An 11,122-nucleotide genomic window follows, 5' to 3' on the forward strand; every position below is an offset into this window, starting at 1 on the left:
CTTCGCGTCTTCTAACAACAACTCTCACTGTCGATAGAAGCAGCCTCAGCGTTCTTAAGTCAATGGGCATGGGTTTTACACTGGTGTTCGTGGACCGTCCGAACGAAGCCAGCCGCCCAGACGTCTCCGCCGTCGCCGCTCTGGACGAACCGACGCGCCGGAGGCTGTACGACCATGTCGTGCGCCAGCAGGAGCCTGTCAGCCGTGACGAGGCTGCCGCCGCGCTCGGGCTCGCGCGCCAGACCGCGGCCTTCCACCTGGACCGACTGGCGGACGAGTCACTCCTCGACGTCGTCTACGAACGGCGCAGCGGCCGCACCGGCCCGGGAGCGGGCAGGCCGGCCAAGCTGTACCGGCGCTCCGCCAAGCAGGTCACCGTCAATCTTCCCGAGCGGCAGTACGAGCTGGCCGGACGGCTCCTGGCCCAGGCCCTGGAGGAGTCCGAGGCCACCGGCGAACCGGTCCGTTCCGTCCTGCACCGAAAGGCCCACGGGGTCGGCACCCAGCTGGCCGGGCAGCGCACGGGCGTGTTCGACCTGCTGGAGGAGTACGGCTTCGAGCCCCGCTACGACGGTGACGCGATCGTGCTGGGCAACTGCCCCTTCCACGCGCTCGCCCGCGAACACACGCAGACCGTCTGCGGCATGAACCTCCACCTGCTCCGCGGCGTCCTCGAAGGGCTCGACGAGCAAGGCCGCCAGGCGTGTCTGGCGCCCGGGGCCGGCCACTGCTGCGTCCGTCTCGAACCGACGGCTCAGTAGACGGAAAGCCCGTAGGCGCTCAGTACCTCCTGGATCGGCTGGTAGTAGGTGCTCCCGCCCGAGGCGCAGTTCCCGGAGCCGCCGGAGAGGATCCCGACGACCTTGTCGCCGGCGTAGAGCGGGCCCCCGCTGTCGCCCGGCTCGGCGCAGATGTTGGTCCGGATCAGGCCGGAGACGGTCCCCTCCGGGTAGGTGACGGTCGCGTTGAGCGCGGTCACCACGCCGCAGTGGACCCCGGTGGTCGCGCCCCGGCGGCACACGCTCTGGCTGACATAAGCGGTCGCGGTCCCGGTGACGTCGACGGTTCCGATGGTGCCCGGGTGCGGCACGGACGGGTTGGAGTACTGGACGACACCGAAGTCGTTGCCGGGGAAGCTGGTGCCGGTGGTGGCGCCGACCGTCGTGGTCATGGCGGAACTGGTGTACCAGGTGGGCAGGGTGTCGGTGCAGTGGCCGGCGGTGACGAAGTAGTACGTGCTGCCGCTGCGCACGTTCACCCCTGCCGAACAGCGCCGGCCGGCCGCGTAGATGCCGTCGCCGCCCGACAGGAGGGTGCGCAGACGGCCGTCGAGCCGTTCGAGGGTCGCGACACCCGGGAAGGCCCCGGTGGCCCGCCGGATTCTGGCCAGGTCCGCGTCGGTGACCGTGGAGTCGGCGAGGACGCGCAGCTTCCCGGTGCGCTCGTCGACGGTCCAGGCCGTCCCGGCGACGCCCAGGGACTCGACGGCCGAGGCCGCGCCGGCCACCGACGCGGCGGACGGTCCGGCGTCGGCCGTGGGCGCTGCGGCCGCGCTCGTGTCGGACATGGCGAGAGCTGCCGCCACGACCAGGCTCACGACCGAGGCGACCAGCCGTGGACGACGTCTGACGGGGGTGCGGCGCACTGTGCTCACTGAAGGCTCCCGGGGACGGTAGGGCAGGTTCGAGTGATGGCGCACGGCCGCACGGGACGCGGCCACGGGCTGCCCGCCGACGCCGCGTCGAGACCGGCCGACGTCTCAGTGTGTCCGGCCCCGCCCGGTCGGGGTAGGTGGCCTTCGGCCGAAGGGACGGGCAGGAGAAGCCAGTTGGTCCGGTCGCGTCAGCGGCCGGTCCCGTCGCGGCGGCAGTACAGGAACAGGTGGGGCTCCGGCCCGGCGCCGGGGTGGTCCGGCGTGAAAGTGACACTGTGCCGGGACAGCACCGTCAGCCCCGCCGCCTCCACCATGCCGACGACGCCCTCCTCGGCGAAGCTGGTCGCGTGGACCGGCCGGCCCATGAAGACCACCTCCACACCCTCCACGTCCGCGGGCACGGTGGCCAGCACCAGATGCCCGCCGGGCCGCAGCGCCAGGGCCAGCCGTCGCGTCAGCGCCGACTGCTCGGCGCGGGTCATCTGCAGCAGCGAGAAGAACACGCACACGCCGTCCAACGAGCCCGCCTCGAACGACAGCTCCCTGACGTCGGCGTGGCGGAACTCGGCCTCGGGGACCTGACGGGCGGCGAGTTCGACCATCACGGGGGAGACGTCGACGCCCAGCACCGAGTGCCCCGCCCCGACGAGCGCGGCCGCGGTGGGCCGCCCGGTGCCGCTGCCCACGTCCAGCGTCCGCGCGGCGGGCGGCAGCCGCTCGATCAGCCACTCCAGCGCGGCCAGGTGCGCGGGGGCCCGGCCGAACGCCTTCTCGTAGTCGGCGCCCAGCGCGTCGAACAGCGCGGCGGCGGGCGGCCGTTGGCGCTTGACGTCCTCGTGTCTCACGTCGTCGTGCCCCACGTCGGTGTCCCTCCGCTCGTCGGCCCGCATCGTCGCACCCGTCGGACGCGTGCCACAACGGCGGCCCGATGCGCGTCCCGACGGTCCGGGCAGGGGAGAATGAGGGCCGTACCCAACGGTCTAGCTGTGCGGAGGAGCGGGGAAATGCAGGACGCGCGAGCGGGGCAGGCCGCCCGGCCCGAGGACCTCATCGATGTGGCCCGCCTGGTCACGGCGTACTACGCACTGCACCCCGACCCGGCCGAACCGGGTCAACGGGTGGCGTTCGGCACCTCGGGACACCGCGGCTCGTCCCTCGCGGCGGCGTTCAACGAGGACCACATCGCCGCCACCAGCCAGGCCATCTGCGAGTACCGCGCCGCCCAGGGCACCGACGGCCCCCTCTTCCTCGGCGCCGACACCCACGCCCTGTCGGAGCCCGCCCGGATCACGGCGCTGGAGGTCTTCGCGGCCAACGACGTGACCGTCCTCATCGACCAGGCCGACGGCTACACGCCCACCCCGGCCGTCTCGCACGCCATCCTCACCCACAACCGGAACCGCACGTCCGCTCTCGCCGACGGCGTGGTCGTCACCCCCTCGCACAACCCGCCCGCCGACGGCGGCTTCAAGTACAACCCGCCGAGCGGCGGCCCCGCCGGCTCCGAGGCGACCTCCTGGATCCAGGACCGCGCCAACGAGATCATCACCGGCGGCCTGAAGGACGTACGCCGGATCCCGTACGCCCGCGCCCTGGCCGCGTCCGGCACGGGCCGCTACGACTTCCTCGGTACCTATGTGGCCGACCTGCCGAACGTGCTGGACCTGGCGGCGATCCGGACCGCCGGTGTGCGCATCGGCGCCGATCCGCTGGGCGGCGCCTCGGTCGCCTACTGGGGCCGGATCGCCGAACAACACCGCCTCGACCTCACGGTCGTGAACCCGCTGACCGACCCCACCTGGCGTTTCATGACGCTCGACTGGGACGGCAGGATCCGCATGGACTGCTCATCGCCGTACGCCATGGCCTCCCTCATCGAGCAACGCGACCGCTTCGACATCGCCACCGGCAACGACGCCGACGCCGACCGGCACGGCATCGTCACCCCGGACGCGGGCCTGATGAACCCCAACCACTATCTGGCCGTGGCGATCTCGTACCTCTTCTCGCACCGCGAGGAGTGGCCCGCGGGCGCCGGCATCGGCAAGACCCTGGTGTCGTCCAGCATGATCGACCGGGTCGCCGCCGACGTCGGCCGAGAGCTGGTCGAAGTCCCCGTCGGCTTCAAGTGGTTCGTGGACGGCCTGTCCGACGGCACGCTCGGTTTCGGCGGCGAGGAGTCGGCCGGCGCGTCCTTCCTGCGCCGCGACGGCTCGGTGTGGACCACCGACAAGGACGGCATCATCCTGGCCCTGCTCGCCTCCGAGATCACGGCGGTCACCGGCAAGACCCCCTCCCAGCACTACGCCGAGCTCACCGACCGCTTCGGCGCCCCCGCCTACGCGCGCGTCGACGCCCCGGCCTCCCGCGAGGAGAAGGCCCTGCTCGCCAAGCTGTCCCCGCGTCAGGTCACCGCCGACACCCTCGCCGGCGAGCCGGTCACCACGGTCCTCACCGAGGCGCCCGGCAACGGCGCCGCCCTCGGCGGCATCAAGGTGGCCACCGCCAACGCCTGGTTCGCGGCCCGCCCTTCGGGCACCGAGGACGTCTACAAGATCTACGGCGAGTCGTTCCTCGGCACCGACCATCTGCGCCAGGTCCAGGAGGAGGCCAGGTCCGTGGTGCTCGCGGCGCTCGGCGGCTGACGCCCCGTCCGAAACGAAACGTCGGAATCGTTGCCCGCCGGTGAGTCACGGGGCCGCACCGGCGGCCGTCCTCGCCGTCTCCCGTGCTGACGGAGATGACGGAGACACCTCGGCTTCGAAGAGGACCTGAGTCAGTGCGGCGACCCGGCCCGGCGGGGCCGCTCGGCCGTTCTCGGGGACGGGGGACGAGGGCACGGTGCCGGACCCGTCTCAGGCCGCAGCCGCGGCGGCCGTGGTGGTACCGGCGTACGGCAGGTGCCGTCGCAGTGCGCCCACGGTGTGGCGGATCTGGTCCGGGGTGTGGTCGCAGGTGACGAAGAACCGCAGTCGGGTCAGCTCCTCGGGGACGGCCGGGTGGAGGATCGGGTTGACGCTGATGCCCTGCCGGAACAGCGCCTCCGCCAACTGCAGGGTCCTCGCCGAGTCCCCGACGATGCACGGGACGATCGGCGAGTCGTGGCTAGCGCCGATGTCGACGCCGGCCCGGCGCGCCAGGCTCGCGAAGAGCGCCGAGTTCTCCCGCAGGCGTGTCAGGCGCCGCGGTTCGGCACGCATCGTGCGCAGCGCGGCCAGGGAGGCGGCGGCGTTGGCGGGAGTCATACCGGCGCTGTAGACGAACCCCGGGGCGGTGTACCTGAGGTACTCCACGACACTCCGGCCGGCCCCGATGTAACCGCCGCACCCGGCCAGCGCCTTGGACAGCGTGCCGCCCCACAGGTCGACGGCCCGGCGGTCGACGTCGTGGTACTCACCGATACCGCGCCCGGTGGCGCCGATCACGCCGATGCTGTGCGCCTCGTCGACCATCAGAAGCGCGCCGTGCCGCTGCTTGACGTCGATGAGCGCGGGCAGGTCGGCGATGTCGCCGTCCATGCTGTACACGCCCTCGACGACGACGAGCACACGGCGGTACTGGTGCCGAATCCGGGTGAGGAGGGCGTCCAGGGCGGCGGCGTCGTTGTACGGGAAGGGCCGTCGCGTGGCCCCGGAGAGCTTGCAGCCCTGGAGGATGCTGTCGTGGGCGAGTGAGTCGTGGACGATCAGGTCGTCCGGCCCTACGAGATGCCCGATGACGGTGACGTTGGTGGCGTGGCCGCTGGTCAGGGTGATCGCGTCCTCGGTACCGAGGGTGTCGGCCAGTTCCCGCTCCAACTGGAGGTGAAGCGGACGGCTGCCGGACAGCAGCCGGCTGGCGGACGCGGACGTACCGCACCGTGCGACGGCCTCCGCCGCCGCCTCGGTTGTCCGGGGGTCGCCGGCCAGCCCCAGGTAGTTGAAGCCGGAGAAGGAGATCAGCTCACGGCCGTCCACGACGGTGGTGTCCGTCATGTCGCCCTCGTGCACGCGGAAGTACGGGTTCGGCAGGGCGAGCCGGTCGAGCAGGTTCATGCGCTCCTGGTGCGCGGCCACCTCGGGGAAGCGGTCGATGCGGGTCCGGTCCTGCGGGAGCCGGTCGGCCGGCGGCGGCGAGGAGTCGGCGGGGGCGGGCTCGGGGTGCCTTCGTGCCGGGTGCCTCGGTTCGGCGTGCCTGGGCTCGGGGACCGGGGGACCGGCCGGCCGGGGCAGCGGACTCAGCCCGGCCGACAGGCCGGGTGTCGCCTCCTCCCGCACCATCGCCGTGACGCTGCCGACCGTGGGCCGGGCGCACCTCTCGTCGACCGTCAGGGACGGCCAGCGCCGTTTGAGCGACGTGAACAGGTCCGTCAGCATCAGCGAGTCGAAACCGAGGTCGTCCACCAGCCGCTGACCGGCGTGCAGATCACTGGCGGGGAATGCGCTGATCCGGGCTATCTGCTCGAACACCGCGGCCTGCACTGCCGCCTCTGCCTCTATCTCTATCTCTGCCTCTGCCTCTGCCCCTGCCTCCGCCCCTGCATCGGCCTCGACCTCTGGCCCTGTTCCCGCCACTGCTTCGTCGGCGTGCTCGGCGTGCTCGGCGTGCTCGGCGTGCTCGGCGTGCTGGGCGTGCTGGGCGTGCTGGCCGGGTTCCGAGTGCGCCGCGGTCAGCGCCTCGCCGAGGCGGTCAAGGAGGGTCATCTGGTGCTGGATCAGGTCGAGAAGCTCGTGCATGGGGTGGTCCTTGGTCGGGGTGGGGGACGTCCGGGGGCGGGGCGCGTCGGCGGGGGTCGGCGGGGGCGTGGGGGTGGCCGGCGCGGAGGGGGTCTCGTGGGCCGCCGCTGTCGGCCGGTGCCCCCACCAGTAGGACTGCGTCTCCAGCCGGGCGATCGGCAGGTCCAGCAGTCGGCGGTCGGCCGGCTCGATCAGCTGTCGTACGTCCACGTCGACGCCCAGGACGGCGAGGCGCGCGAGGGCGGCCAGGTAGCCGCGCTGACCGTCCGGCGCGGGGTTGTCGACGGCGACGACGTGGACGTCGTCCTGCTCGGCGAGATTGCGGCGGACGGCGGAGAGGAGCGAGTTGCCGCCCGTCACCTGTACGAAGAGGCGGGCGCCCGCGTCGTAGGCGCTGCGGACGGCGTCGCTGAAGCGGACCGGCGCGGAGGCGTGACGCGACCACAGCCGGCGCAGCTCGTCGGGGTCGTCGCACACGGTCCCGCTCACGCAGGAGACCAGCGGCAGGCGGGGGTCGGTGAGCGGGCGTCCTTCGAGGTCGGCGCGCATGGCCTCGTCGCCGGCCGTCAGCCGCGGCGAGTGGAAGGCGCCTGAGACCTCGAGCGCCCTCGTGGCGACACCGGCCTCGGCGCAGAGTCGCCGTAGCGCGTCGAGGGCTTCCCTGGTGCCGCTGACCACCGTCTGCCGGGGCTCGTTGAAGCATGCGATCCACACGTCCCGGACGTCCTCGACCAGCCGTCGGCAGGTCTCCTCGTCCGTCTGCACGGCGAGCATCGCGCCGCGCGGCTCGCCCTCCGCGTCCCGCAGGACCGCGCCTCGCCGGGCCAGCAGGGCCACGGTCTCCTCGGCCGGGAGGACACCGGCCGTCGCCGCGGCCGCGAACTCACCCACGCTGTGGCCCAGTACGACATCCGGGCCGACACCGCAGGCCGCCAGCAGCCCGGTGGCGGCGAGCTGCACGGTGCCGAGCAGCGGCTGGCACACCTCGGTGGGGGCGAGGCGGCGCCTGAGGCCGGTGTCGTTCGCCGAGTCCGCCGCCGGCCCGTACAGCAGATCGGCCGGGTCGACGCCGGTGTGCCGCCGCGCTTCGGCGCCGAGGGCGTCGACGGCGTCGCGGAAGTCGGGGTACCGGTCGTGGAGTTCCCGCATCATGCCGGGGCGCTGGCTGCCCTGGCCCGGATAGACGAAGGCGATCCGGCGGGCGGCGGGCCGCAGCGGAGCGTCCGCGGCGAAGGCACCGTCACCGAGGTCGCCCCGGGCCCCCTCGGCCAGCTGCCGGCGTGCTCTGCGCAGCCGTTCGGTGAACTCGGCCGTGTCACCGGCGACGATCGCCAGCCTGCTCGGCAGCGGCTCGCGCCCGGCCAAGGTGTGGGCCAGCGCCGCCATGGACGGCATGGGCCGGGAGCCCGGGTGCTCCAAATGGCCGAGGAGGTCGTCGATGTGCTCCCGAAGCAACTGCGGACTGCCGGCCGAGATCAGCGCGAGCTGGGGCTCGGCGTCCCGGACGGCGTCGACGCCACCTGTCCGAGGGGAGTACGAAGGCCGCCGGACGGAGGTCGAGACGGGCGCCTGCTGGAGGACCGCGTGCACGTTGGTGCCACCGAAACCGAAGGAACTGACGGCCGCGCAGACCGGTGCGGCCCCCTTCGACCGCGGCTGCGGCAGGGCCCGCGCGGTGTCGGCCACGCGCAGGCCGGCGGAGTCCAGTCCCAGGTCGGGATGGGGGATGACGTCGGGCTGCGGCACGACCGTGCGGTGGTGCACCACCAGCGCGGTCTTGATCAGGCCCGCGATGCCGGCCGCGGACAGCGAGTGCCCGATGAGGGCCTTGCCCGAGGAGAGGTAGCAGACGCCCGGGTCCCGGTCCCCGCCCTCGGTCCGCAGGCGGCGCAGCGCCTCCACCTCCGCGCGGTCGCCGACGCTGGTCCCCGTCCCGTGCGCCTCGATGAAGGAGGCCGCGTCCGGAGGCAGGCCCGCGTCGTCGAACGCGCCGCGCATGGCACGCAGCTGTCCGTCGGCGCTCGGCGTCAGCGGTCCCGCCGAGGCGCCGTCGTTGGCGGAGCCGATGCCCTTGATGACGGCGTAGACGCGGTTGCCGTCGACGAGCGCGTCCTGGAGCGGCCGGAGGATCACGGCGCCGGCCCCCTCGCCGAGCACGAAGCCGTCCGCCCTGGTGTCGAACGGACGGCACACCCCCGCGGCCGACAGCGCGCCCAGCCGGGAGAAACCGACCAGGCTGTCCGGCGTGAGACTCAGGTAGACCCCGCCGACGACCGCGGCCGCGCAGGTACCGCGACGCAGCTGCGCAACCGCGTGGTCGAGGGCCACCAGAGAGCTGGAGCACGCGGCGTCCACGGTGAAGCTGGGGCCGCCGAGGCCGAAGTGCCGGCTCACGGCGGCGGGCGCCATGTTGAGCAGGACGCCCGGCATGGTGAAGGTGCCGATGGGCGGGAGATCCCGGGCGGCGCCGGCCTTGAGCGCCTTCAGGGCGTCGGTGTCGGCGGTCATGCCGAGGGATCCGTCGGCGAGTCCGAGGGCCCGGGCCCGCACGGTGGCGAGTTCCCGGTAGTCGGACACCGAGAGGCCGAAGAAGACGCCGGTGCGTTCCCGGTCGAAGCCGCCGCGGCCCAGCCCGGCGTCGTCGAGGGCCTCACGGGTGACGTCGAGCGCCAGGCGGTGCTGCGGGTCCATGGCCTCGGCGCGACGCGGCGGCAGACCGTAGTGCCCGGCGGCGAAGCGGTCCACGTCCCGCAGGAAAGCGACCTGGTCCGTGTACGCGCTGTCGGGGGCCTGTGGGTCGCCGGGCCGGTGGAACGTGTCATGGTTCCAGCGGTCCTTCGGGACCGCGGTGAACTGCCGTTCCCCACGGAGGAGGAGCTTCCAGTACGCCCTGAGGTCCGCGGCTCCGGGGAAGCGGCAGCCGAGTCCGACGATGGCGATGTCATTCATGGGGAACCTGTTCGGGTCTGCGGTGGGGGGTGGACTGCAACCGTCCCTCGTCGGGGACGAACGCCCCAGCCCCGGCTGTTCGTTACTTGACGCGGGGCGCGGCGGGGGTTACGGACGGGGTCACAGACCCAGGGCGATGGCCGTCCGGGTGAGCTCGGCGGTGCTGTTGATGTCGAGCTTGGCGCGGATACGACGGAGGTAGGCGTCGACCGTGTGCTTGGACAGTCCCATGAGCCGGGCCGCCTGGAGGTAGGTGCAGCCTCGGGCGATGTGCTGGAGCGTCTCCCTCTCGCGCGGGGCCAGCGCGGGGGCGGTGGCTTCGTCGTGCGGGGTGGTGATGGTGAAGCTCATGGGGGTCCTCTGACAGATCGACTCGGTCATCTCCGCTCACATCACCGGAAGCGATGGATGTCCGAAAGCTGCAATTTGTCCGTTTCCAATACCTTGGCCGGTGGACGTCATGGCGCTGTCCGTCGACTGTCACAGCCGCGTCACAGGGGCATCTCCGGGCCGGTCAGGGCCGTACGCGTCCCCCTGTGGCGCACGCGGCCGGCGCGGGGTGTCCCTGGGTGCGGGACAGCTCGCTCGCGCAGCGCTGTAAGGCCATTTCCAGGACCTCCGGCATGTTCAGGGTTCCGGTGCCGTCCGGCGGGACGAGCCAGCGCAGGGCGCCCCAGCGGCAGTGCGGGGCGGGAGTGGCGATCCAGGTGCCCGCGCCGAGCAGGCGTACGCCGGTGCCGATCCACACGGTCTGCGGCTCCGGGGGCAGCAGGAAGCCGACGGTGCGCCGTCTGGTGTCCAGGAGGCAGGGGCCGCGGTCGAGCAGGGGCAGCTCTTCCAGGAGGTCGGCGACGCGCAGCCCGAGTGCCTCCGGCACGATCAGTACGTCCCAGAACCGTCCGGCGGCCAGAAGCGCGACCCCGGTGCTGCCGTTCTGCCACTCCTGTTTGCAGGCGCCGGGATCCTCCGATGCCGCTGCCAGCCACTCCATTGACTTCGTCCACTCCGTGAGTGCCATGTAGAGCCTCCCTGTGGTGCGCCGACGACCGAGATGGAGGCCTCAGTGCACCGGCTGCCCGGTGTCCCGGCCATACGGCGGGGGCTCAATTCCCCGTATGGGGCGAGCGCCCGCGCGCCAAACCGGCAGATATATGCAGCGCGTGCGCCCCCGTGCTCCCTGTGTCCGCCCGCGCCCGCGTCCTGGGTGTTCAGGGTGGTGCGCTGGTTTCAGACGTTTCACAGATCGTCGAGGGCGCGCCCCGTCGCGTCCCGTGGCACACCCGAGCCGGACCTCGGCGTGTCGTCCCGGCTGACCGCGGTGCGTACGGCCCTGGCCCGGATCGGCACCACGCTGGACGAGGACGCCACCTGCGCGGAGCTGACCAGGGAGGCCGCCGGGCAGACGGGCGGCACGGCGGCGGTGCTGCGGTTCGGCGGTGAGGGCGGACCGGCGTACGAGGCCGTCCACGGCGACCCGGCGACACTGCCTCCCGTGCGGCGGCCCGGGAAGCGGCCGGCTCGGACGGGAAGGCGACCCCCTCCCCGGTGTCCGACGGCACGCGACCGGCGGTCTGCGTCCCCCTGGCCACCGACGGCCACTCCTACGGCGTGCTGGTCTGCGCCCGGGGCCGCTCGCCGTTCGCCCAGCCGGAGGCAGAGCTGCTCGCCCTGCTCGCCGAACGCGCCGCCTCCCACATCCGGCACGCCCGGGAGCACGACCGCGTCCGAGGCGTCGTCGGCAAGCTCCAGCGGGCGCTGCTAGGGCCTGTCCACCGGGCAGGCCCTGGCCGTCGCGCGTCCGGTG

At 72.9% G+C, this 11,122-nt stretch carries 8 protein-coding genes and 1 pseudogene; 3 read left to right on the forward strand and 6 right to left on the reverse strand.

What is annotated here, in order from left to right; genetic code table 11:
- Positions 1 to 83 precede the first annotated feature (83 nt).
- Entirely contained in the window at positions 84 to 761 is a 678-nt protein-coding gene (locus AQJ67_RS42475) for a helix-turn-helix transcriptional regulator (protein ID WP_062725234.1), read from the forward strand.
- On the opposite strand, the gene AQJ67_RS42480 is transcribed toward AQJ67_RS42475, so the two are convergent.
- Together AQJ67_RS42480 and AQJ67_RS42485 are read right to left on the reverse strand one after the other, a co-directional pair.
- Complete coding sequence (locus tag AQJ67_RS42480) at positions 755 to 1,654, reverse strand: S1 family peptidase (RefSeq protein WP_062725207.1); 900 nt, start codon at positions 1,652 to 1,654, stop codon at positions 755 to 757. The two genes, AQJ67_RS42475 and AQJ67_RS42480, sit on opposite strands and share 7 nt — an antisense overlap.
- A gap of 188 nt (positions 1,655 to 1,842) precedes the next feature.
- On the reverse strand, positions 1,843 to 2,544 hold the full coding sequence (locus AQJ67_RS42485; protein ID WP_079056531.1) for a class I SAM-dependent DNA methyltransferase: 702 nt from the start codon (positions 2,542 to 2,544) through the stop codon (positions 1,843 to 1,845).
- 114 nt (positions 2,545 to 2,658) lie between these two features.
- Between AQJ67_RS42485 and pgm the strand changes: the two genes are divergently transcribed.
- Positions 2,659 to 4,299: a phosphoglucomutase (alpha-D-glucose-1,6-bisphosphate-dependent) gene (pgm, locus tag AQJ67_RS42490; protein ID WP_062725209.1), complete on the forward strand. Its 1,641-nt coding sequence runs from the start codon at positions 2,659 to 2,661 to the stop codon at positions 4,297 to 4,299.
- Positions 4,300 to 4,509: 210 nt separating this feature from the next.
- On the opposite strand, the gene AQJ67_RS42495 is transcribed toward pgm, so the two are convergent.
- The 4 genes from AQJ67_RS42495 to AQJ67_RS48055 all read right to left on the reverse strand — a co-directional run bounded on the left by AQJ67_RS42495 (position 4,510) and on the right by AQJ67_RS48055 (position 10,731).
- Positions 4,510 to 9,318: a type I polyketide synthase gene (locus tag AQJ67_RS42495; protein ID WP_062725211.1), complete on the reverse strand. Its 4,809-nt coding sequence runs from the start codon at positions 9,316 to 9,318 to the stop codon at positions 4,510 to 4,512.
- Between the two features lie 120 nt (positions 9,319 to 9,438).
- Positions 9,439 to 9,669: a response regulator transcription factor gene (locus AQJ67_RS42500; RefSeq protein ID WP_062725213.1), complete on the reverse strand. Its 231-nt coding sequence runs from the start codon at positions 9,667 to 9,669 to the stop codon at positions 9,439 to 9,441.
- Between the two features lie 163 nt (positions 9,670 to 9,832).
- On the reverse strand, positions 9,833 to 10,336 hold the full coding sequence (locus AQJ67_RS42505; RefSeq protein ID WP_079056532.1) for a hypothetical protein: 504 nt from the start codon (positions 10,334 to 10,336) through the stop codon (positions 9,833 to 9,835).
- Positions 10,337 to 10,554: 218 nt separating this feature from the next.
- Positions 10,555 to 10,731, reverse strand: coding sequence for a hypothetical protein (locus AQJ67_RS48055; protein WP_159058937.1), 177 nt, complete (start codon positions 10,729 to 10,731; stop codon positions 10,555 to 10,557).
- A 117-nt stretch (positions 10,732 to 10,848) separates the two neighbouring features.
- Between AQJ67_RS48055 and AQJ67_RS42510 the strand changes: the two are divergent.
- Positions 10,849 to 11,122: pseudogene (locus tag AQJ67_RS42510) on the forward strand (GAF domain-containing protein); the annotation flags it as partial.

This window comes from Streptomyces caeruleatus (assembly GCF_001514235.1).
In the GTDB taxonomy this organism is placed as follows: domain Bacteria; phylum Actinomycetota; class Actinomycetes; order Streptomycetales; family Streptomycetaceae; genus Streptomyces; species Streptomyces caeruleatus.